This is a genomic window from Serratia marcescens, assembly GCF_029846115.1.
Lineage (GTDB): Bacteria > Pseudomonadota > Gammaproteobacteria > Enterobacterales > Enterobacteriaceae > Serratia > Serratia marcescens_L.
In genome coordinates this window covers 2614341-2635213 of the sequence record NZ_JARVZZ010000001.1, presented here as the reverse complement: position 1 = coordinate 2635213, position 20873 = coordinate 2614341, and the positions used below count along the sequence as shown (strand labels likewise).

Below are 20873 nucleotides of genomic sequence, written 5' to 3'. Positions count from 1 at the left end.
GATTCTTACCGCAAGCGTTGCCTGAATAGAACGTTTGACGGTTTAACCTTAAGTTTTGCCTTTTAATTTTAAATTCGTGTTCACTTCGGAGATATTTATGGACACTACACAGACCGGCACAATTGCCTCTGCGGCCTCGGGCTCCAGCAGTACCTGGCGTAAAACGGATACCATGTGGATGTTGGGCCTGTACGGCACCGCCATCGGCGCTGGCGTCCTGTTCTTGCCAATCAACGCCGGCATCGGCGGTTTGATTCCTCTGATCATCATGGCCATCATCGCTTTCCCGATGACCTTCTTTGCCCACCGCGGCCTGTGCCGTTTCGTTCTGTCCGGCAAAAATCCCGGTGAAGACATCACCGCCGTGGTAGAAGAGCACTTCGGCATCACCGCCGGTAAACTGATTACCCTGCTGTACTTCTTCGCCATCTACCCGATTCTGCTGGTTTACAGCGTAGCGATCACCAACACCGTCGACAGCTTCATCACCCACCAGTTGGGCATGACGTCGCCGCCGCGCGCCATCCTGTCGCTGATCCTGATCGTCGGCCTGATGACCATCGTGCGCTTCGGTGAGCAGGCCATCGTGAAAACCATGAGCATCCTGGTCTTCCCGTTCGTCGCGGTGCTGATGCTGCTGGCGGTGTATCTGATCCCTAACTGGACCGGCGCCATCTTCGAAAACGTGTCGCTGTCCGGCAGCGGTACCGGCATGGGCCACGGCCTGATCATGACCCTGTGGCTGGCGATCCCGGTAATGGTGTTCTCCTTCAACCACTCACCGATCATCTCCGCCTTCGCCGTCGCCAAGCGCGAAGAGTACGGCGTAGACGCCGAGAAGAAATGCTCCCGCATTCTGGCTTATGCACACATCATGATGGTGCTGACCGTGATGTTCTTCGTGTTCAGCTGCGTGCTGAGCCTGACGCCGGAAAACCTGGCGGAAGCCAAGGCGCAGAACATCTCGATTCTGTCTTACCTGGCTAACCACTTTAACAACCCGATGATCGCGTACATCGCGCCGGTTATCGCCTTCGTCGCCATCACCAAATCGTTCCTGGGCCACTACCTGGGCGCCCGTGAAGGCTTCAACGGTCTGGTTGCCAAGTCGATGAAGAGCCGCGGCAAAACCGTCAGCACCGCCAAGCTGAACCGCATGACCGCTATCTTCATGCTGGTGACTACCTGGATCGTCGCTACCCTGAACCCAAGCATCCTGGGCATGATCGAAACCCTGGGTGGCCCAATCATCGCCATGCTGCTGTTCCTGATGCCGATGTATGCCATCCGTAAAGTGCCTGCCATGCGCAAGTACAGCGGCCACATCAGCAACGTGTTCGTGGTTGTGATGGGTCTGATTGCCATCTCTGCTATCGTGTTCAGCCTGCTCGGCTAATCACGTCCGGCCGGCGCCGCTGCGCGCCGGCCCTCCCGCACTCCCCCATTTCCCGTATTCACCGCCTGAAACCTGAAGAAGGAGGCGAGACCATGGTCAGCGTTTTCGATATTTTCAAGATTGGCATCGGCCCATCCAGTTCCCACACCGTTGGCCCGATGAAAGCCGGCAAACAGTTCGTCGACGATCTGATCGCCCACCAGCAGCTGCAGGACACCACCCGCGTGGTGGTTGACGTGTACGGTTCGCTGTCGTTGACCGGTAAAGGCCACCACACCGATATCGCCATTATCATGGGCCTGGCCGGCAACCTGCCGCACGACGTGGACATCGACAGCATTCCGGGCTTTATCCGCGACGTCGAACAGCGCGGCCGCCTGCCGCTGGCCAACGGCCATCACGAGGTGGATTTCCCGCTGCACGGCGGCATGAATTTCCACAGCGACAACCTGCCGCTGCACGAAAACGGCATGCGCATCCGCGCCTTCGCCGGTGAACGCCTGCTGCACAGCAAAACCTATTACTCGATCGGTGGCGGTTTCATCGTCGACGAAGAGCACTTCGGCCAGTCCGCCGAGGGCGCCACGCCGGTGCCCTACCCGTTCAAATCGGCGCACGATCTGCAGCAGCATTGCAAAGACACCGGGCTGTCGTTGTCCGGCCTGGTGATGCAGAACGAGCTGGCGCTGCGCAGCAAGGCGGATATCGACGCGCACTTCGCCGACGTCTGGCAGGTGATGAGCGCCGGTATCGATCGCGGCATCAACACCGAAGGTCTGCTGCCCGGCCCGATGAAAGTGCCGCGCCGCGCCGCCGCGCTGCGTCGCATTCTGGTGACCGGCGACAAGAACAATATCGACCCGATGAACGTGGTCGATTGGATCAACATGTTCGCGCTGGCGGTCAACGAAGAGAACGCCGCCGGTGGCCGCGTGGTCACCGCGCCGACCAACGGCGCCTGCGGCATCATCCCTGCGGTGCTGGCTTACTATGACAAGTTCATCCGTCCGGTGAACGCCAATTCCTACACGCGCTACTTCCTGGCGTCCGGGGTGATTGGTGCGCTGTACAAGATGAACGCCTCGATCTCCGGTGCCGAAGTAGGTTGCCAGGGGGAGGTCGGCGTGGCCTGTTCGATGGCGGCGGCCGGGTTGACCGAGCTGCTGGGTGGCAGCCCGGCGCAGGTGTGCATCGCGGCGGAGATCGCCATGGAGCACCATTTGGGGCTGACCTGCGATCCGCTCGCCGGCCAGGTTCAGGTGCCCTGTATCGAACGCAACGCCATTTCCGCCGTCAAGGCGGTCAACGCCGCGCGCATGGCGATGCGCCGCACCAGCGAACCGCGGGTTTGTCTGGATAAGGTGATCGAAACCATGTACGAAACCGGCAAAGACATGAACGCCAAATACCGCGAAACCTCACAGGGCGGGCTGGCGATCAAAGTCGTGGCCTGCAACTGACCACCACGGCGAATCACTAAAGGCGCCGGCCGGTCCGATCTGGCCGGCGCCGTTTCAATGTCGCTCTTTCCCTGCCGCAACGCCCGGCTGAATGCCGGCTCGAGCCCCCACGGCGCCGGGGCGGGCGCTGTGCCGCAGCCAGCCGTAAAGTTCGGCATTACGCCGGAATCCCATCTTGCGCATAACGCTCATCTTGTGATTGCTGACGGTTTTCACGCTGATGTCCAGCATCCGTGCGATTTGCGTTACCCCCATCTCCCGCGTCATGCAGCGCATGATCTCCTGTTCGCGCAGCGTCAGGCCTCGGTGCTGGCATACGCAGTTCTTGCCACAACCCGGCCTGCTCGGCCATTTGCTGCGCCGCTCCAGCTCGGCGCTCACCTGATACAATGCCGATACCAGCGGCGTATCGTGGTAGATGACGCCGGCCTCCAGCGCGCAGCGGGTGCCGACGGTGCGCTTATGCCGCCCCTCCGGCGTTCGCAACGAGAAATACAGCGTTTTACGCCCCGCGGCCTGCGTCTCAAAAAAGTGACAGAAACAACTTTGTACGCCGGGAGGAAAATAACAGAACACCAGATCGGCTTCGTGAACCTGCTGCGCATCCAGTAACAGCGTGCGCTTGCCGTAAGTGCTGAAGTGCAGCGCCAGGGCCTCCTGCCAACCGGCGCTGAAGTAGCGGTTTTCATCAAATAGCGCGATTTTTATCATGGTGTTCATCCCTGCCCTCCCGCCGTTCCAGCTTCCCGTTTAACCGCCTGGGCCCCCTTTGCCGGAGCCTGACTGTTGTCGATGCGTAATTCATAAATCATGGTGGCGTTGGGTGGCACTTTCGGCGGATAGCCGGTTTCGCCGTAGGCCAGCGCCGGCGGCACGACCATCGTCAGCGAACCGTGGTTGTGCAGATGGCCTATCGCTTCCCGGAACAGCGGCGGATACTCGGACAGCGGTTGCGACAGCACCTTGCCGCTCAGTTCCATATCCTGGATCACCGTGCCGTCGGTCAGCTTCTCTTTGACGACCACCTCGACCACCGCCGTTGGCGCCAGCGCGCCCTCCCCGGCGTAATCCACCCGATACCAAAAGCCCATCGCCGATTGTTTTACGCCCTTTTGTTGACTGAACTGCGCCAGGTAATCTTCATCACGCCGCCGCTGCTCGTTAACGCGTTTCTCACGCGCGGCCACGGCGGCGGCATCCGCCTGGGCCATCAGCGCATTCAGTTCATCCGGCGGCAGCTGCAAACGCCCCGACACGCTATCGATGACACCCGCCAACAGGCTGTCGCGATCCACCGGTACGCCCCAACTTTGACGCTCCGTCACTACCCCCTGAATATCCCGCCCCAGCGCACTGCCCGCCGCATAGGACAAACGCTTGCGTTCATCCTTCAACTGTTCCGGCGTTATCTCCCATTGCAGCCGCTTATGCAGCGCCAACAGCGCTTCGCGCGCCTGCTGGGTCACTTTCTGCTCACCGGCCCGCTTCTGCTCGCTCGCCTCCAGTGCGGCGCGCAGAGCGTGCAGCGCCTCCTGGTGCTCGCGCTGGCGTTGTGCAAGCGTCTGCGCCGATGCCTGCGCGGCGGACTCCAGCTCGGTGACGCGCCGTTCAGCCTGCATCGCCGCCGCTTTGGTTTTGGCGGTTTCCTGGGTCGACTGCCGCAGCAGCGCCTCGGCGCGCTGCGCATCGGGTGAGCCGCGCCAGGCGGCGCCCAACCCGGCGATCCACTGCTGCAGAGTTGATGAATCAGGCAACGTCGCGACAGATGGCGTCGCTTTCTCCGCCCGCAGCGCGGCGAGTTCCTGGCGCAACACCGTCAGTTCCATTCGCTGGCGCGCCAGCTGTTGGTCACGCGCCAATAATTCCTGGCTCAGCGTAAAAGCTTTGGCCGGTGAAGCCGGCGGGTGGGTATCCGACGGACGCTTTGCCGGCTCACGCTTTTTTTGCCCCGCCCCGCGATCGGCGGGCGCCACGTTTTCGCTCGCCGGCCCGGTGTTCTGCCGTTGATACTGCTCGGCAAACTGCAGCAGCGCCGGCACGCCGTCGTCCGCCTGCGCGGCGCCAGTGTACAGCAGAACCGCACAGCCCAGCAGGCGCAGCCTCATTTAACCTGCTCCCCGCGATCCGCCAAGCCGGTCAACACCGCCTGATTCACCCCGGCGCACAGATAGTTGACCTTGTAGCGATACAGCGCATCCACCGTCTCCTGCGTATCGCCGTTTACCCGGGCGCGCAGGTTGGCGTACTGCGAAGCACCGCTCATCAGGCTGTCGAAGGCCTGTTTATAGCGCTGATACTGTTTCTCGTCGATCGTGCGCAATGCGCCCAGCTGCTGCTGGCACTGCTGCAGCTGCTCAGCCTCACGCTGCTTGCGCAAAGCCTCTTCTGAGGGAGCTTGCACAGCCTGATTTTGGGGGTTCGCGGCGGGCTTGCCCGGTTTTTGGTTTTGACAGGCGGCGGCACTCAACGCCAACAGGCACAGCAGGCCCATGTGCAGGGCGCGAGTGAGGGGCTTTATCATCATTGCGTTTTTTGTCCTTGTAGACGCTTATTCGTATTCCAACGTAAAAGTGGCCACCGCGCTGAAGGTGCCGCGGCCGATGGACTTCGTTTGGATGGCCTCCGGCTCCCCCTGCACATAGGCTTGCAGCGTGAGCGTGGTGTTGCCGGCATTCAGGCGGAACTTATCGCTGGCGCGATTGAGCGGCAGCGCCTTGCCGCTGCTGTCCTCCAGCCCGATGCCGATCCCCGAGGCCAGGCTGCCGGCATCCAGCGCCAACAGGCCGGGCAGTTTGGCGTTCTCGGTGCCGGTAAATGTGATGGCCACCGTATTGCCCAGGCTGAGATCGCACTCGGTCAGGTGCAACGCGAAGGTTTGGCTATGGGTGCGGGTATTCAGATACAGGTATTTGTCGACGATGGTGCCGAAATCCAGTTGGATATCCTCATCTCCCGGCTGAATGACGCACGGCTCTGCCACCAGCGTACCGTGGAAGCGCATGTTTTCCGCCGCAGCCGCCGGCTGCGCCATCATGCCGGCCGCCATGGCCATGCCTGCCCCCAACAGCGCGCTCCGGCGCCGGTTCGTCTTTGTCGCGCGCATGACGCCACTCCCTTTGATTAGGCTTGCGCCGGTCCGACGCAAGCGGCGTATTAGTCGTAATAAAGGCGGAAATCGATCGCCGCACGGTAGGCGCCGGCGCTCAGCGTCGCCGGGGTGCGCACCGGCGTCACCGTATACGTCAGGGTGTTTTGTCCCGGCGTCAGCAAGATCGGTTTGTTACGCGCGCCGAGGCGCACCGGCAGGCCGCTGGCATCCGCCAACTGCAACCCCAAGCCGGTAACGCCGGCGACCCTGACCAAACCCGGCGCGTCGTCATCCGCCGGCGCGGCAAACGCCACCGACACCGCAGGCTGGCTGCCGCTCCAGGCCAGAACCCCGGTCCAGGCGTCGCGGTTGCTCGCCGGCGCCCGCAGACAGTCTTTCAGCGTCAGCTCAAACGCCACCGGCGTGCCGCGATCGCCCGGGCGCTGGAAGTGCGCCGTTCCTGTCTCCCCCAGCCACACTTCCTGACGAGCGGTGGTCATTTCCAGACTGCAGGCGCTTTCCGTCAACGCGCCGTAGACGTGGAGCGTGCCGTTCGCCCCCTCCACGTCCCAGTTGTCCACCGCGCGGGCCGGCGGCATCAGCATCGTGCCCGCCGTCAGCGGTACCATCAGCGCGGCCAACACCGTCAGGCCGATAGTGCGTCGCTGATGACGTTCATAGGCCTTTCCCAACAGCATGGGGATCTTTCGTTGCATGATTCGTTCACTCCGCTGTGTTCACTCTGTCTTCCCTGCCTGCGCGCGGCTCGTCATTTGGCGACCGGCACGACCTGGCAGGCATTGCCGGCGCAGCGGAAGTTCAACTGCGGCCGCCCACCGTAATCGTTGATGTATGCCAGCGACGGACCGTTGCCGAGGCTCGCGGCGGAGACGTTCAGCGGGGCGCTGGCCTTCGGCGCCACCATCAGCGGTTCGAAGCCCGCCGCCCCTTTCCCGCCCTTACCGGCGCTCGCCTCAACGATCGTCACGTAATACGGGGTCGGGTTGTTCACCACGTACTTGTCGCCCTGCCGGGTCAGCGTCAGCTGCTCCTGCCACGGCGCCGCGTTCTTCTTCGGGGCGAGCGCCGCCGGGCGATAAAACATTTTGATGCGCGTCTGCAGCGCTATCTGCAGCGTGTTCGGCTTATTGCTGCGCGGCGGGATCTCGCGCAGGTTGAAGTAATACAGCGTCTCCCGATCCTGCGGCAGCTGACGCGCCGCCGGCAGCGACTGGATCTTTACCTGGCTCGGTTTGCCCGGTTCCACCCGCTGCACCGGCGGCAACACGGTGAAAGGGCTTTGGATCTTGTTGCCGCGATCGTCTTCGATCCATCCCTGCGCCAGATACGGCAACTGTTTGTTCTGGTTACTGATGTTAAGACTGACCGTTTTCAGGTCGCCGTCGAAAATCACACGCGTGCGATCCAGCGCGATGGCCGCATGGGCGGGCAGGCTGACCGCGCCGATCGTCAACGCGGCGGCGAGCGGGCCCACAAGGAAAACGGTCTTTCTGGTCATAGTCAGATTCATCATGTCTTCACGGTTCCAGTCGGCCGGAAGCGGACGAGCCCGCCCCGGCGGTTTAGCGGCGGAGCGGGCTCCGCCGGGTGTATGTCAGTTGGCGTCAGCCGCCGGCTTGCTGCCGGCAAGAGGACGGCAAGGCAGCAGCAACGTGTTCATCAACATTTCGGCCGGCAGCGGCGCCGGCAGCTGAATTTCACACTGCGCCGCGCCGTTCCAGTGCACGCTCATGCGCTCGCCGGGGTTGAGGCCGGACAGATAAACGCTGCCGCCATCATTGATGATGCCGGTCTCCTGTTTGCGGGCATTCAGCACCGTGGCGCCGAACGGCGGCTCGCTGCCGTCCGCCAGCTTGACGATCGCCATCGCCTTCTCGCCGGCGATCACCTCAAACTTGCGGTAGCCGATGGCCCCCTCGGTCAACGTGGCCTGCACCACGGAACGCGTCGCCTCGACGTTGTCGCTCAGGCTGTTGAGATCGATGCTGGCCTTGTTGCGGTAGTAGCTATTTACATCCGCCACCACTGCCTTGCCGTAACGGTTGGTCAGCACCGTACTGCCGTAGCCACGCACCGGTACACCGGCGACGCCTTCGGTATCGAGCAGCAAGCGCGTACCGCCCGGCGTGTTGACGCGGTGCAGCACCGCCCCTTCCGCCGCCATCGTCAGGCCGCCCTGCGCGCCGATGCCAACGGCGCTGTAGCGGCCGGCCTGATAGCTGGCGTTGGCGTTGATCTGCGCCATGTCGCCCTGATGGCTGTAATAACCGCTGGCCGTCGCTCCGCTGCGTGCGGCGCCTGCGCTGATCTGATAGTTGTTGTGTTCATCGACCCGGTTGTAATACCCGACCCGATGAGCGTTCTCTTCGCGATCGAGCGTCATGTTGTAACTGAGCGTGCCTGCACTGCCCCAGGGCAGCGACAGCGACAGATACATCCCGTCGTCGTTGCGCTCGTTGTATCGGTTGCGATAGGCCGACAGCGACACGCTGACGTTCTTGAAATCGCCAATGTCGAAGTAGCGCGATACCATCAGGTTGTAACGATCGTTCGGCGCCCGATCCCAGTAGGTTTGGTGGCTGTAGTTGAGATAGGTGCTCAGCCCCAGATCGCGGAACTGCTTGTTGAAGGTGATGGTGTACATCTCCTTGCTCTTGCCGCTGCGTCCCCCTTCGTAACGCGCATCCAGGTAGTCGCCCATGCTCATGAAATCTTCCTGGGAGAAGCGGTAACCGGCGAAGGTGACCTGGCTGTCGTATTCATCGAAGTTCTTCGAATAGCTCAGCCGGTACGAACCGCCGGTCAGCGTGCCATCCTGCGGCAAACGCGCACGCGACTGCGTGGCATCGAACGACAGCGCCCCCAGCGCCATCAGATCGCGCCCGATCCCCAGCGACAGCGCGTTGTAATCGCCGCCGGCGATGCCCCCGCCGTACAGCGACCAGCCGTTGCTGATCCCCCAGGAAAACTCACCGGTGCCGAACATCGGCCCGCGCAGATGGTGCCCCCACTCCGATGGCTTGCCCGTCGCCAGCTTGTAACGCACCGTACCCGGCCGCGTCAGATAAGGGATGTTGGCGGTGTTCATCTTGAACTCCTGCACGCTGCCGTCTTGCTCTTCGACGCGCACGTCCAGCTCGCCGGAAACCGCATCGTTGATGTCCTGAATGCGGAACGGCCCCGCCGCCACCTGCGTTTCATACAGCACGCGCCCCTGCTGGCTGACCACCACCTTGGCGTTGGTTTTCGCCACGCCGGTCACTTCCGGCGCATAGCCGCGCAGGTTGGGCGGCAACATGCTGTCGTCGGATCGCAGACTGACGCCGGTAAAGCGCAGGCTGTCGAAAATGTCGGAGTTCAGGTAATCCTCACCCATCGTCAGCCGCGAACGCAGCGCCGGGATCGCCCGGTAGGCGTAATAGCGGCTCCAGTCGAACTGTTTGTCGGTCGGCTGAGAAGAGCCGGTCTGATGGTTGAGGTTGGCCTGCCAGTCGGCGCGCAGACGCCAGGCGCCCAGGTTGGCGCCGCCGGTGCCGTTGCCGCTCAGGCTGTAACTGCTGCCGCCTTTCTGATGTTTTTGCGTTTGGGCGTTGACGTTATAGTCAAACAGCAGCCCAGGAATACCGTCATCCCAGCGCGATGGCGGGTCCCAGTTTTCCGAGCTGTATTCCAGATAGGCCTGAGGAATGTTCAGATACAGTGAAGAGCTGGCAAGATCGCCGCGGGCTTCCATCCCCGCCAGACTGGAGGCGTCAAGGCAACGGCCGCCGTGCGTCCAGTTCAGCGTGCTTAACAGTTTTTCTTTCAGCCCCAGTTGGTTGACCAATTCCGGCGAAAGACAGGCTTCGCTGCCTTTAGGATCGTTCTCGGGCGCCATAAACGTCACCGGTTGTTCCGGCAGATCGTTCTTATTGACGTGCACCACCATGGTATAAACGCCCGGCATGATGTAGCCGCTGCGCGTGAATTGGCTCAGATCGATATTTTTGCGATCGTTGATGTCCAATACGTCGGTATTGAATTGAATAACGTCGGCGGCATAGACCAACGCGATTGGATTTCCCAGAGAAAGGGCAACGCAAAGCCCCAAGGCTTGAAGACGAAATAACTTCCCTGCCGGTGAAAGCATAATAAAGTCCTTTCAATAACGAATTAACCGTCAGTACGAGAAAAAATCAAAAATAATCCAGCTTAAAACGCACTGTGGAAAAATACGCTCCCACCTTCAACGGCTGGTGATTCGGCATCAACGTCATGGAATAATTCAGCACTCGGTTCCCCGGTATTATTCCCTCCATCGGCAAAGGTTTCCCTGGAATAACCGCCGTGCCGCTGCTGTCTTTTATCTCCAATGCAACGCCGCGCGCATCGCCCTGTACGCCAAACAGAGCGCCTTCCGCATAACCATCAAACGTGACCTGAAAGAATTTCCAGTCAGGCTTGTTTTCCGGCCGTTCCAAAATGCAATTGACCAATTCGATACTGAAAGGTTTGGTCATCCCCTGGCCGTCACGAATGATCTGCCCGAGAGGAATAGTGTCCATATCGATCGTCTGATCGCGGCTGCCGGCGGCAATGGCGCAGGCGGTGTCGATAATGGCGCCGTGCATGTTGACTTTGCCCCACCCCTGCGCGGCGGAAATTGCATAGCCAGGCGCAAACGCCAACGACGCCAAAAGAACGGCACCCGCTCGATTCCTTGGTAAAAACATCGCGACATTCCTTTGACAGGGAGATTCACCAGGCATGCGGCGAACCCCATGCCTGGTTGATTAAGCCTTCGGGCTCACTTACTGATAAGCCAGGGTGAAATCGGCTACGGCAGTGAAATCGCCCGGAACGATGGCGGCGGAAGCGCCTTCGCCCTGCAGGTAGGCGGCGAAATGCAGGGTGTTGTTGCCGGTGTTCAGGGTCTGCGCGGTAGTCGCTTCACCCAGTTTGATCGGCTGGCCATTGTAAGAGATGGCTACGCCGGCGCCGCTGGCAGTGCCCGCGATACCCAACAGATCCTTGTCGGTGGACGATGCTACGCCGCTGAAGGTGGTTTTAACGGTTTTCAGCGTGGTGATATCACACTGCTCCAGTTTGATTTCAAACGGACGCGGGTTGGATTTGCCGCCGTTTTTCAACGCCACGTTGGAAACCTGGCCCAGATCGACGGTCTGATCGATCGACTCGGGCGCAATAGAGCATGGCGCATCAATAATAGAGCCCGTGAAGGTGACCTTACCGTGTCCCTGATCGGCTGCCTGTGCAAAAGAACTTGCGCCAAATGCAATCACTGCAGCCATCATGATTTTGTTAAGTTTCATAGAACCTATATTCCTTATAAGAAAAAATGCATATTCCAATCAAGAAAAAGAGCGACAGGAAACCTGCTCGCGCTTATATATGCGCAGCCCTGATCCTTTAGCATCTTGCTGGTTGGTTAACTGCCAAAACCCAAAGGCACCGACAATAAACATGTCGATAACGGCAAGTCCGCAGCGGCCCACACATTAATGAATTCATCATGTGAAAATAAACGAAATCACAACAAGCAGAGGCCAATACTTTCTAATCCGTCCTTCTTGTTCGGCGATGAATATTCTGGCAAATGCCTCTCAGCAAAAAAAGGCTTTTTTTGATCAAGGCGAACATTCGCAATTTATTTCCTAATTGAAGTTAATTTACTGTTATTTTTAGGCTCATAGATCGTAAAAGATGCTTTTATAGAGCAATATCCTGTTTTTCTGTGATTCCCAAGTAATCAGATCGCAAAGTGGCGCTTTGTGAATATAATAAACCAAAATTTTAGGTTTCAGCGTGACGCCACCCCTGCCTTGGCATAGGCAAAAACGGGGCGGGCAACGCCTTTTTTTTCAATCCTGATAAATAGATAGGAATTTTCTTTGTTCGCGTTTTACCTCGTTGTTGGTAGGCAGCGAAAGTTTGTTTTTTCTTAGGAATACGGCAATCGGAATACAGAGGAAGTGCTATGGATGCGTTATCCCCGAAACAAAAGGAAATACGGCAATTGCAGCACGATCTGCTGCAAACATTATTCGCACAGTCGCCCCGTAAGTGCCCCGTCGCCGGGTTGCCGCCACCGCGGCAATGGCTATCGACGCGGCAACTGGCCAATGCCGTCAACGTCGGTGTTTACCGGGCTCGGCGGCTGTTGTTGGATCTTGTCGCCCGACAAAAAGTGATTGTGACGGACGGCTCTATCAACAACTCGTTGAGGTGGTATCCCACCGCGTTGCTGAACGGTGATAACGACGGCATACCCAACAGAATTGCCCCCCACTCCCCTTTAACGAAATGAATATGGCCAACCGGCCTGATTGGCAATATTTCATTGCGGAGTAATGCCGCACACTATTTATATATATTGGGATATTATCGTGAGAAAAACAGCCCTGCTATTTTTACGTTGCTGCCTGGCATTATCTTTCTTCATGCTGATTGGCAACGCCAATGCGTTTACCTGCCGTACGTCCGATGGCGGACTGATTCCACCCGGGGGCTCGACCACGCCGGTTGACGTCCGGGTACGCATCGGGCCACAGCTTTCTTATGGCAAAAACGAAATCGTCAACGTCAGCCAGGTCACCTGTAAAAACGACGTCGCGAGCTGGTATGACTATCTCAAAACCGACAGTCCGGCGCTGTCGATGAACAGTGCGATTTTTGGCGCCATCGGCAGCGGTACCACCATCAACGGCACCGATTACAACTCTCCGGTGCCATCAGGTATCAGCGTACTCAGTCTTACCGGGTTACAGACCCAGTCGGTCGCCATCCGGGTCTATATCGTGTTGAACCGTTTCCCAACGCCGGACATCAAGGTGAACAAGGGCGACGTCATCGGCCAAATCAACTTTATTCAGACCAACGATCAGCCGGGTTGCCCGCAGTGCGGCGTTTATCGCTGGCGCCTGATCGCCGACAATGACGCTTACTTCGTCACCACCAGTTGCACCATCAACAACGGCCAGCAGATTAACGTCGACTTCGGCCAGATCCGTCAGGACTTTCTGACTCAAAGCGCCAGCGATGCCCAGATAAAACAGGACAAGGCGCTCAGCTACCAATGCGACGACCAGAGCGCGACGCAGGATATTCTGATCCGCATGGTCAGCGACGCCAGCGGCTTCTCCAGCGATTTTATCAAGACCAGCAACCCTAACGTCGGCGTGGCGATGGTGTACAACGGCGCGGTGGTAAAGCCCAACAACGCCTTCAGAACGCGCATCGTCAACGGCTTGGGCAACGATACCGTGACCTTTGTGCCGGTGAAGAACAATGTCCCTTACACCAGCATCGCCACCGGCCCGCTGTCGGGTTCGGCCACGCTGATCTTCAGCGCACCTTGAGACGGGAGCCAAAATGAACATGACGAGAAAAACGCGCTGCGCTCTGCTGTGGGCGCTGAGCCTGATCAGCGCCGCCGTTCAGGCCGCCGATCAGGGCACCAAGGTCAACATCACCGCCACCGTGGTGGCGCCTCCGCCTTGCGTGATCAACGACGGGCGCACCATCGATATCGACTTCGGCAAGGTCGGCATCAAGCGCATCGACGGCAATCGCTATATGCAACGCATCGATTACAGCATCAAATGCGAGTTTCTGGACAACAGCCGCCAGCTGAAAATGAAGATCATGGGCGGCGCGGCGGCCTTCGACGGCAGCGTGTTAACCAGCAGCGTCAATGGATTGGGCATCAAGCTGTTGGCCAACGGTAAGGCCTTCGCCATCAATACGCCGCTGAACATCGACTACGCCAATCCGCCGACGCTTGATGCGGTGCCGGTGAAAAACAGCGCCGTCACCCTGGCGGAAGGCGATTTCACCAGCGGCGCCACCATGCTGGTGGACTACTTTTAATCACCGCGTCCCAGATACTCGCGAAAAAAAAGCCGCAACGTCTCCGTTGCGGCTTGGTCGAGGATCGTGCGCCCGGGGCGCGCTCCTCACATCAGGGTATTCAGCCGAAGATCCCGCCGAACCACTGGCTCAGCTTCATCATCACCATATCCCAGATGCGGCTGAAGAAGTTGCCCTCTTTCACCTCTTGCATCACCACCAGCGGGTGCTGCTCGATGGTCTTGCCGTCCAGCTGGAAATCGATGGTGCCGACCACCTGATTTTTCGCCAGCGGCGCTTCCAGCGTCGGCTGGGTCAGCTTGTAGCTGGCCTTCAGGTTTTTCATCTGCCCTTTCGGAATGGTGACCGAGGCGTCTTTCGCCACGCCAAGCGGCACTTCGCTGACGTCGCCGAACCACACTTTCTGGGTGACGAACGGTTTATCGGCCTTGATCGGCGTCGCGGTTTCATAAAAGCGGAAGCCCCAGGTCAGCAACTTTTCGCTTTCGCTGAAGCGGACGCGATCGCTCGGCGCACCCAGCACCACCGAGATCAGGCGCATCGGGCCGTCGGTGGCGGACGCCACCAGGTTATGACCGGCGCCGCTGGTGTAACCGGTCTTGATACCGTCGACGTTCAGGTTACTGCTCCACAGCAGGCGGTTACGGTTAATCTGGCGGATCTTGTTAAAGGTGAACTCTTTTTCTTTATGCAGCGCGTATTCGTCCGGCACGTCGCGGATCAGCGCCTGGCTCAGCAGCGCCATGTCGCGCGCGGTGCTGTACTGCCCTTCCGCATCCAGGCCGTGCACCGTCAGGAAGTGGGTATTCTGCAGCCCCAGGGATTTGGCGTAGTTGTTCATCAGGCCGACGAACGAATCCTGGCTGCCCGCCACGTAGTCCGCCAACGCGATGCTGGCGTCGTTACCCGACTGGATCACGATGCCCTTATTCAGTTCCATCACCGGCACCTGATCGCCCGGCTTGATAAACATCAACGAAGAGCCGCGCAGCGCCGGGTTACCGGGCGCCCAGGCGTCTTTGCCGACGGTGACCATGTCTTCCGGCTTGATCTTGCCGGCCTTGATCGCCTGGCCGATCACGTAGCTGGACATGATCTTGGTCAGGCTGGCGGGATCGAGGCGAGTATCGGCATTACCTTCGGTCAGCACCTTGCCGCTGTTGTAATCCATCAGAATGAAGGCCTTGGCGTCTACCTGCGGCGGCGCCGGCGGTTCAGCCGCGTACACGGCCGGTGCGGCCAGCAACAGGATGCCTACGCTGAAGGTCAGTTTTTTCAGGGAAGTGGATAAGTTTTTTTTCATCATGACGTCGCCAGAGTGTCCATTCAAACCATTGAAATAGCGTTAACTTTCAAACATGTTCACGTTTTAAGCCAACCAGCGAGAGTGGCCCGGTGCGCGCGTGCCGGCCGCAACCCCCTGCGGCGCCCGTAACGGGTAACGCAGCGCACCGAAAATGCCCTTGCTGTGAGTTTATGTGATTTATCTTATTTTTGCAGGGTTTAGCGTGAATTTTCAGCATTTTTACATAACTGTACGCAGGCCCCCGCTTATCGTTCAAAAAATCATCGCGGTGCGCACTTTTACACCCACCCACGGCTACACGGCCAAGCATCTGCACCGCTAAACATCTGCGCTTCTATACGTCCAAAAAAGATTAATATATTCCATAATGGCATATAGAACCGTTATTTGTTCTTTTTAAAGCGCTTATCCTCAGCGCTATCATCCATATAACGACTTTTATACCGAATAATCCTGGAGATGAGTCATGGCGATCCCCCATTCCGTCATCGAGATGATTGGCAATACCCCGATGCTGGAACTGACCCAGTTCGATACCGGCCCGTGCCGGCTGTTCGTCAAGCTGGAAAATCAAAACCCCGGCGGTTCGATCAAAGACCGCGTGGCGCTGTCGATGATCGAACAGGCCGAGCGCGACGGCAAACTGCAGCCGGGCGGCACCATCATCGAAGCCACCGCCGGCAATACCGGCCTGGGGCTGGCGCTGGTGGCGGCGCTGAAAGGCTATAAGCTGCTGCTGGTGGTGCCGGACAAGATGAGCCGCGAGAAGATCTTCCACCTGCGCGCGCTGGGCGTGGAAGTGCAGCTGACCCGCTCGGACGTCGGCAAGGGGCATCCGGCTTACTATCAGGATTACGCCAAACGCCTGGCCGGGGAGATCCCCGGCGCTTTTTATATCGATCAGTTCAACAACCCGGCCAACCCGGCGGCCCATACCACCACCACCGCCCCCGAACTGTGGCGGCAAATGGAGCATGACGTGGACGCTATCGTGGTTGGCGTCGGCTCCGGCGGCACGCTGGGCGGGCTGAGCCGCTATTTCGCCGACGTTTCGCCGCAGACGGAATTCGTACTGGCCGACCCTACGGGTTCAATACTGGCGGACTATCTCGACAACGGCCGCATCGGCGAAGCGGGCAGTTGGCTGGTGGAAGGCATCGGCGAAGACTTCGTCCCGCCGCTCAGCGACTTTGACCAGGTTCGCCACGCTTACCGCATCGGCGACGCAGAAGCCTTCACCACCGCGCGCGATTTGCTGCGCAAGGAAGGCGTGCTGGCGGGATCGTCCACCGGCACCCTGCTGGCCGCCGCATTGCGTTACTGCCGCGCACAGACCGAACCCAAACGAGTGGTGACCTTCGTCTGCGACAGCGGCAACAAATACCTGTCTAAAATGTATAACGACCACTGGATGCTGGAACAGGGCCTGCTGAGCAAGCCGCAGCACGGCGATCTGCGCGATCTGATCGCCTACCGCCACGACGAAGGCGCCGCCGTCTCCGCCGCGCCGGACGACACGTTGGCGATCGTGCACGCCCGCATGCGGCTGTACGACATCTCGCAGTTGCCGGTGCTGGAAGGCGATCGGGTGGTCGGCCTGATCGATGAGTGGGATCTGCTGAACGCCGTCCAGGCCGACGCCGCCCACTTCAGCCTGCCGGCCGGCAGCGCAATGACCAAGCGGGTCCATACGCTGCAAAAAGAAGCCGGCTACGAAGAATTGCAGGCCACCTTCAACCATGGCCACGTCGCGGTGGTGCTCGACGGCGAGCGCTTCCTCGGCCTGATTACCCGCACAGACGTGCTTAACGCCTGGCGCCAAAAATTACGTTAATAAGGACCCATTATGGCCAAGTTTGATACGTTGACCGTTCACGCCGGTTACACCCCGGACGCCACCGGCGCCGTGATGCCGGCGATTTACGCCACCTCCACCTACGCCCAACCGGCGCCGGGCGAGCATACCGGCTACGAGTACTCCCGCAGCGCCAACCCGACGCGTACCGCGCTGGAAAGTGCCATCGCCGAACTGGAAGGCGGCAGCCGCGGCTACGCCTTCGCCTCCGGCCTGGCGGCCTGCTCCACGGTGCTGGAGCTGCTCGATAAAGACAGCCACCTGATCGCGGTGGACGACCTGTACGGCGGCACCTATCGCCTGCTGGAAAAGGTGCGCAGCCGCACCGCCGGCCTGCGCGTCACCTATGTGTCACCGGCGGATCTCGCCGGACTGGAACAGGCGATCGAGCCGGACACCAAAATGATCTGGGTGGAAACCCCGACCAACCCCTTGTTGAAGCTGGCGGATCTGAGCGCCATCGCCGCGATCGCCAAAAAGCATGGGCTTATCAGCGTGGCGGACAACACCTTCGCTTCGCCGTATCTGCAGCGTCCGCTGGATCTGGGCTTTGACGTGGTGGTGCACTCCGCCACCAAATACCTCAATGGCCACTCCGACGTGGTGGCCGGCGTCGCGGCGGTGGGGGATAACCCGGCGCTGGTGGAACAGCTCGGTTTCCTGCAAAACGCGGTCGGCGGCATTCTCGATCCGTTCAGCAGCTTCCTGACGCTGCGCGGCATCCGCACCCTGGCCCTGCGCATGCAGCGCCACAGCGACAGCGCACTGCGCATCGCCCAGTGGCTGGAGAGCCAGCCGCAGGTGGAAAACGTCTATTATCCCGGCCTGCCGAGCCACCCGCAGCACGCGCTGGCGGCGCGCCAGATGACGCGCTTCGGCGGCATGATCTCGGTGCGGCTGAAAGGCGACGACGCCTATGCGCGCCGGGTCATCCAGCGCTCGCGCCTGTTCACCCTGGCGGAAAGCCTGGGCGGCGTGGAAAGCCTGATCAGCCAGCCGTTCAGCATGACGCACGCCTCCATTCCGCTGGAACAGCGCCTGGCAACCGGCATCACGCCGCAGCTGGTTCGCCTGTCGGTGGGGATTGAGGATGTGGAAGATCTGATCGCCGATCTGCAGCAGGCGCTGGCGGAATAATCGCCCGAATCAATCGCCATCAGCCCGGCCGGCGCGCCGGGCTTTTTTGTGCCTAATGTTCAGACGCCGATGACGTCCCGATAAAAGCGCTGAGCCACATCGGGGTGGGAACGGATGCGGCCTTTCAGGTAGTTATACCCCACGTCACGCAGCAGCGGGTTGAGCGGATCGCTGGCCGGGCCGCGCGCCTGCGCCGCCAGCGGCGGCGGCAGTTGATACAACGGCACCACCGCGTCCAAGCGTGCGCCGAGGAAGAAGGCGATCGACAGCCTGTCACGCCCCGCCGGCGGCGTCTCCACCCGGTGCACCGTGGCGCGCAAATAGCCGTTGGTCGCCAGCTCCAGCAGCTCGCCGATGTTCACCACAAAGGTGTCTTCACGCGGCTGGGCGTCGAGCCAGCGCCCTTCACTCACCTCCACCTGCAGCCCTTTTTGCTCGTCCTGCAGCAGGAAGCTGAGAAAACCGGAGTCCTTGTGCGCGCCGACGCCCTGTGCGCTGCCGGTGGCGTCCCGCCCCGGGTAGCGAATCAGTTTGATGTGCTCGTTGGGCTTATCGCCGTACAAGCGATCGAAAGCCTGCTCCGGCAGCGACAGCGCCAAAGCGAAAGCGCGCAGCAGCCGCAGCGACATGGTGGTCATCGCCTGCTGCCACTGCAGCAGCAGCGGTTTCAGCGTCGGCAGTGCCGCCGGCCACTGGTTTGGCCCCTGCAGGCGCGCCCAGCGCGGGGTGTCATCAGACAGCGTCAGCGCCGGGCGTTCGGCGCCGATATCGAACTGCTCGCGCCAGTCCGGCTGACCGCGCGTCAGCTCCGCCGCCGCCCGGTTGTAACCGCGAAAGTGCGGCGAATGCACCATCTGTACCGCCAATTTGTCGGCTTCCGGCAGCGCGAAAAATTGCCGCGCGGCCTGCTGCAGCCGCGCATTCAGCGCGCCGTCCACGCCGTGCCCGCGCAGATAGAAAAAGCCGACGTCGCGGGCCGCCGCGCGCAAATCGTCAAGAAAGGCGCGCCGCCGGCGCGCATCGCCGTCAAGCTGCGAAAGATCCAGCAGCGGCAGCCTCTTCAGCGTCGTCAGGTGCGTCATCATGCGGTTCCTCTTCTTCCCCAATCACGATCGGGCCGCCATACAGGCGAATAATCAACATTGTCTCTCTCCAGCGGGTCGCTGCGTTTGCCTCATAGTTATCACCGCGCTCGCCGGAGCGGCCAATATTGTTGCGTTCTAAGTTATGCAAACGTTCAACAAACTGTCGCAAAACCGTCATCAATGTTTCTTATGCTCTGCGCAATTTCGCCGACGCCGCTGGCTGGCGATGGGCGCTATCCGCTATCCTGTAAACGACCTCATACCCTGCCTGCCGGAGAAATACTGATGGATTTAGCCTTATTCGACCTGGATGAAACCCTGATTGACGATGACAGCGCCAGCCTGTGGATCCGCTGGTTGGTCGGCCAGGGCTTCGCACCGGCTGAGCTGGAGTTGCAGGAGCAGCAGCTGATGCAGCTCTATTATCAGGGCAAGCTGTCGATGGAGGACTACATGCAGGCCACGCTGGCGCCGCTGGCCGGCCTGAGTGTGCAAACCGTGGCCGGCTGGGTGCAACGCTACATTCGCCGCGATATCCTGCCGCGCGTCTATCCCGCCGCCCGTGAACGCCTGCAGTGGCACCGCGAACGCGGCGACTGCATCCTGGTGATCTCCGCCACCGGCGAACACCTGGTGGCGCCGATCGCCGAACAGCTCGGCGCCGACGATGCGCTGGCGATCGGCGTGGAAATCAGCGACGGCCGCTTCACCGGCAACACCTACGGCACCATGACCTACCAACAGGGCAAGGTGATCCGCCTGCAGCACTGGCTGGCGCAGCATCCGCACCTGAAGTTCGAGCACAGCCACGGCTACAGCGACTCCCTCAACGATAAGGCGATGCTGCAATTCGTCGACAGCGCCACGGTGATCAACCCCGATAGCGAACTGAGCGCGCTGGCGGCGGAGCACGGCTGGGAAGTGTGCCGCTGGGAGCGTTGATCGGCAGGCAAAAAGTGCCCTGCGGTGTGACAAAAAGCGCGTTGTGGCGTAGGTATAGAGGGTCTTTAATTCACTAACGGAGTTGCGCAATGCTGACCATTTGGGGCCGTGAGAATTCGAATAACGTCAGGAAGGTGCTGTGGTGCGCCGCCGAACTGGGGCTGAGCTACACCCACATCAACGCCGGCGGCGCGTTCGGCAAGGTGAACGAAGAGAGCTACCGCGCGCTGAACCCGAACGGCCTGGTGCCACTGCTGCAGGACGATGACTTCGTGCTGTGGGAGTCCAACACCATCGTGCGCTACCTGGCGGCGAAATTCGGCGACGCGACGTTCTATCCGCAAGATCTGCAGGCGCGCGCCGCCGCCGAGAAGTGGATGGACTGGACCACCTCGACCATCGTCCCGGCCTTCACCATCGTCTTTTGGGGCCTGATCCGCACCGCGCCAGAGCTGCGCGACATGGCGAAAATCGAAGCGGCGATCGCCACACTGGAAAAACACTTCGACGTCATTGAACAGGCACTGGCGCATCAGCCTTACCTCTCCGGCGACGCGTTCGGCTTCGGCGATATTCCGCTCGGCAGCTTCGCCTACGCCTGGTTCGAGATGCCGATCGCCCGCCGCCCGCGGCCGAACATGGAGCGCTGGTATCAGCAGCTGCGCGCTCGCCCGGCCTATCAGCGCGGCGTGATGAGCGAACTCACCTGATCGA

General features: G+C 60.4%; 21 protein-coding genes. 9 read left to right on the top strand and 12 right to left on the bottom strand.

Translation table 11 applies throughout. From position 1 onward, the window contains the following. Positions 1–97: 97 nt before the first annotated feature. Both QDT79_RS12365 and QDT79_RS12360 read left to right on the top strand, forming a co-directional pair. The gene (locus QDT79_RS12365) at positions 98–1396 is read left to right on the top strand and encodes an HAAAP family serine/threonine permease (protein ID WP_063989372.1); all 1299 of its coding nucleotides are present in this window, start codon (positions 98–100) and stop codon (positions 1394–1396) included. 92 nt (positions 1397–1488) lie between these two features. Continuing rightward, positions 1489–2856 carry an L-serine ammonia-lyase gene (locus QDT79_RS12360; RefSeq protein ID WP_308316564.1) on the top strand — a complete coding sequence of 456 codons (1368 nt, stop codon included), beginning with the start codon at positions 1489–1491 and terminating at the stop codon, positions 2854–2856. A 54-nt stretch (positions 2857–2910) separates the two neighbouring features. Here the strand turns inward: QDT79_RS12360 and QDT79_RS12355 are convergent, their stop codons facing one another. The 9 genes from QDT79_RS12355 to QDT79_RS12315 form a co-directional block, all read right to left on the bottom strand. After that, positions 2911–3576: a helix-turn-helix domain-containing protein gene (locus QDT79_RS12355; RefSeq protein WP_063989371.1), complete on the bottom strand. Its 666-nt coding sequence runs from the start codon at positions 3574–3576 to the stop codon at positions 2911–2913. Beyond that, entirely contained in the window at positions 3573–4961 is a 1389-nt protein-coding gene (locus QDT79_RS12350) for an FKBP-type peptidyl-prolyl cis-trans isomerase N-terminal domain-containing protein (RefSeq protein ID WP_308316563.1), read from the bottom strand. The genes QDT79_RS12355 and QDT79_RS12350 overlap by 4 nt, the downstream gene beginning before the upstream one ends. Beyond that, the gene (locus QDT79_RS12345) at positions 4958–5380 is read right to left on the bottom strand and encodes a YuaE family lipoprotein (RefSeq protein WP_063989369.1); all 423 of its coding nucleotides are present in this window, start codon (positions 5378–5380) and stop codon (positions 4958–4960) included. Before QDT79_RS12345 ends, QDT79_RS12350 begins: the two co-directional genes overlap by 4 nt. A 24-nt stretch (positions 5381–5404) precedes the next feature. Further along, a complete protein-coding gene (locus QDT79_RS12340; RefSeq protein WP_063989368.1) occupies positions 5405–5959 on the bottom strand; it encodes a fimbrial protein in 555 nt (184 codons plus the stop codon). 50 nt (positions 5960–6009) lie between these two features. Beyond that, on the bottom strand, positions 6010–6642 hold the full coding sequence (locus QDT79_RS12335) for a fimbrial protein (protein WP_308317181.1): 633 nt from the start codon (positions 6640–6642) through the stop codon (positions 6010–6012). 71 nt (positions 6643–6713) lie between these two features. Beyond that, positions 6714–7478: a fimbria/pilus periplasmic chaperone gene (locus tag QDT79_RS12330; RefSeq protein ID WP_048321394.1), complete on the bottom strand. Its 765-nt coding sequence runs from the start codon at positions 7476–7478 to the stop codon at positions 6714–6716. Between the two features lie 81 nt (positions 7479–7559). Next, positions 7560–10094: an outer membrane usher protein gene (locus QDT79_RS12325; RefSeq protein ID WP_074181183.1), complete on the bottom strand. Its 2535-nt coding sequence runs from the start codon at positions 10092–10094 to the stop codon at positions 7560–7562. Positions 10095–10140: 46 nt separating this feature from the next. Next, entirely contained in the window at positions 10141–10677 is a 537-nt protein-coding gene (locus QDT79_RS12320; protein ID WP_060421578.1) for a fimbrial protein, read from the bottom strand. A 78-nt stretch (positions 10678–10755) separates the two neighbouring features. Then, positions 10756–11277, bottom strand: coding sequence for a fimbrial protein (locus tag QDT79_RS12315; RefSeq protein ID WP_025302212.1), 522 nt, complete (start codon positions 11275–11277; stop codon positions 10756–10758). Between the two features lie 665 nt (positions 11278–11942). Between QDT79_RS12315 and QDT79_RS12310 the strand changes: the two genes are divergently transcribed. The 3 genes from QDT79_RS12310 to QDT79_RS12300 all read left to right on the top strand — a co-directional run bounded on the left by QDT79_RS12310 (position 11943) and on the right by QDT79_RS12300 (position 13834). Then, entirely contained in the window at positions 11943–12272 is a 330-nt protein-coding gene (locus QDT79_RS12310) for a hypothetical protein (RefSeq protein ID WP_063989363.1), read from the top strand. 133 nt (positions 12273–12405) lie between these two features. After that, positions 12406–13323 (top strand): fimbrial protein, encoded by a 918-nt coding sequence (locus tag QDT79_RS12305; protein WP_074181182.1) that lies wholly within the window; start codon positions 12406–12408, stop codon positions 13321–13323. Between the two features lie 19 nt (positions 13324–13342). Beyond that, complete coding sequence (locus tag QDT79_RS12300) at positions 13343–13834, top strand: fimbrial protein (RefSeq protein ID WP_242512531.1); 492 nt, start codon at positions 13343–13345, stop codon at positions 13832–13834. A gap of 100 nt (positions 13835–13934) precedes the next feature. Here the strand turns inward: QDT79_RS12300 and QDT79_RS12295 are convergent, their stop codons facing one another. Continuing rightward, positions 13935–15140: a serine hydrolase gene (locus QDT79_RS12295; RefSeq protein ID WP_063989361.1), complete on the bottom strand. Its 1206-nt coding sequence runs from the start codon at positions 15138–15140 to the stop codon at positions 13935–13937. A gap of 466 nt (positions 15141–15606) precedes the next feature. On the opposite strand from QDT79_RS12295, the gene QDT79_RS12290 reads away from it, so the two are divergent. Next, positions 15607–16974, top strand: coding sequence for a pyridoxal-phosphate dependent enzyme (locus QDT79_RS12290; RefSeq protein ID WP_308316562.1), 1368 nt, complete (start codon positions 15607–15609; stop codon positions 16972–16974). Between the two features lie 12 nt (positions 16975–16986). Next, on the top strand, positions 16987–18132 hold the full coding sequence (locus QDT79_RS12285; RefSeq protein ID WP_308316561.1) for a trans-sulfuration enzyme family protein: 1146 nt from the start codon (positions 16987–16989) through the stop codon (positions 18130–18132). A 59-nt stretch (positions 18133–18191) separates the two neighbouring features. Here the strand turns inward: QDT79_RS12285 and QDT79_RS12280 are convergent, their stop codons facing one another. Further along, positions 18192–19214, bottom strand: coding sequence for an isopenicillin N synthase family dioxygenase (locus QDT79_RS12280; protein WP_308317180.1), 1023 nt, complete (start codon positions 19212–19214; stop codon positions 18192–18194). Then, a complete protein-coding gene (locus QDT79_RS12275) occupies positions 19159–19395 on the bottom strand; it encodes a hypothetical protein (RefSeq protein ID WP_308316560.1) in 237 nt (78 codons plus the stop codon). The genes QDT79_RS12280 and QDT79_RS12275 overlap by 56 nt, the downstream gene beginning before the upstream one ends. Before the next feature lie 107 nt (positions 19396–19502). Between QDT79_RS12275 and QDT79_RS12270 the strand changes: the two genes are divergently transcribed. Together QDT79_RS12270 and QDT79_RS12265 are read left to right on the top strand one after the other, a co-directional pair. Continuing rightward, positions 19503–20159 (top strand): HAD family hydrolase, encoded by a 657-nt coding sequence (locus QDT79_RS12270; protein ID WP_060387493.1) that lies wholly within the window; start codon positions 19503–19505, stop codon positions 20157–20159. A gap of 89 nt (positions 20160–20248) precedes the next feature. Then, complete coding sequence (locus QDT79_RS12265) at positions 20249–20869, top strand: glutathione S-transferase family protein (protein ID WP_060426578.1); 621 nt, start codon at positions 20249–20251, stop codon at positions 20867–20869. The last annotated feature ends 4 nt before the right edge of the window (positions 20870–20873 follow it).

Bases quoted from the DNA above. Each gene is read 5' to 3' on its own strand.
- QDT79_RS12365 (WP_063989372.1), top strand. From the start codon at position 98: ATGGACACTACACAGACCGGCACAATTGCCTCTGCGGCCTCGGGCTCC.
- QDT79_RS12360 (WP_308316564.1), top strand. From the start codon at position 1,489: ATGGTCAGCGTTTTCGATATTTTCAAGATTGGCATCGGCCCATCCAGT.
- QDT79_RS12355 (WP_063989371.1), bottom strand. From the start codon at position 3,576: ATGAACACCATGATAAAAATCGCGCTATTTGATGAAAACCGCTACTTC.
- QDT79_RS12350 (WP_308316563.1), bottom strand. From the start codon at position 4,961: ATGAGGCTGCGCCTGCTGGGCTGTGCGGTTCTGCTGTACACTGGCGCC.
- QDT79_RS12345 (WP_063989369.1), bottom strand. From the start codon at position 5,380: ATGATGATAAAGCCCCTCACTCGCGCCCTGCACATGGGCCTGCTGTGC.
- QDT79_RS12340 (WP_063989368.1), bottom strand. From the start codon at position 5,959: ATGCGCGCGACAAAGACGAACCGGCGCCGGAGCGCGCTGTTGGGGGCA.
- QDT79_RS12335 (WP_308317181.1), bottom strand. From the start codon at position 6,642: ATGCTGTTGGGAAAGGCCTATGAACGTCATCAGCGACGCACTATCGGC.
- QDT79_RS12330 (WP_048321394.1), bottom strand. From the start codon at position 7,478: ATGATGAATCTGACTATGACCAGAAAGACCGTTTTCCTTGTGGGCCCG.
- QDT79_RS12325 (WP_074181183.1), bottom strand. From the start codon at position 10,094: ATGCTTTCACCGGCAGGGAAGTTATTTCGTCTTCAAGCCTTGGGGCTT.
- QDT79_RS12320 (WP_060421578.1), bottom strand. From the start codon at position 10,677: ATGTTTTTACCAAGGAATCGAGCGGGTGCCGTTCTTTTGGCGTCGTTG.
- QDT79_RS12315 (WP_025302212.1), bottom strand. From the start codon at position 11,277: ATGAAACTTAACAAAATCATGATGGCTGCAGTGATTGCATTTGGCGCA.
- QDT79_RS12310 (WP_063989363.1), top strand. From the start codon at position 11,943: ATGGATGCGTTATCCCCGAAACAAAAGGAAATACGGCAATTGCAGCAC.
- QDT79_RS12305 (WP_074181182.1), top strand. From the start codon at position 12,406: ATGCTGATTGGCAACGCCAATGCGTTTACCTGCCGTACGTCCGATGGC.
- QDT79_RS12300 (WP_242512531.1), top strand. From the start codon at position 13,343: ATGACGAGAAAAACGCGCTGCGCTCTGCTGTGGGCGCTGAGCCTGATC.
- QDT79_RS12295 (WP_063989361.1), bottom strand. From the start codon at position 15,140: ATGATGAAAAAAAACTTATCCACTTCCCTGAAAAAACTGACCTTCAGC.
- QDT79_RS12290 (WP_308316562.1), top strand. From the start codon at position 15,607: ATGGCGATCCCCCATTCCGTCATCGAGATGATTGGCAATACCCCGATG.
- QDT79_RS12285 (WP_308316561.1), top strand. From the start codon at position 16,987: ATGGCCAAGTTTGATACGTTGACCGTTCACGCCGGTTACACCCCGGAC.
- QDT79_RS12280 (WP_308317180.1), bottom strand. From the start codon at position 19,214: ATGACGCACCTGACGACGCTGAAGAGGCTGCCGCTGCTGGATCTTTCG.
- QDT79_RS12275 (WP_308316560.1), bottom strand. From the start codon at position 19,395: ATGACGGTTTTGCGACAGTTTGTTGAACGTTTGCATAACTTAGAACGC.
- QDT79_RS12270 (WP_060387493.1), top strand. From the start codon at position 19,503: ATGGATTTAGCCTTATTCGACCTGGATGAAACCCTGATTGACGATGAC.
- QDT79_RS12265 (WP_060426578.1), top strand. From the start codon at position 20,249: ATGCTGACCATTTGGGGCCGTGAGAATTCGAATAACGTCAGGAAGGTG.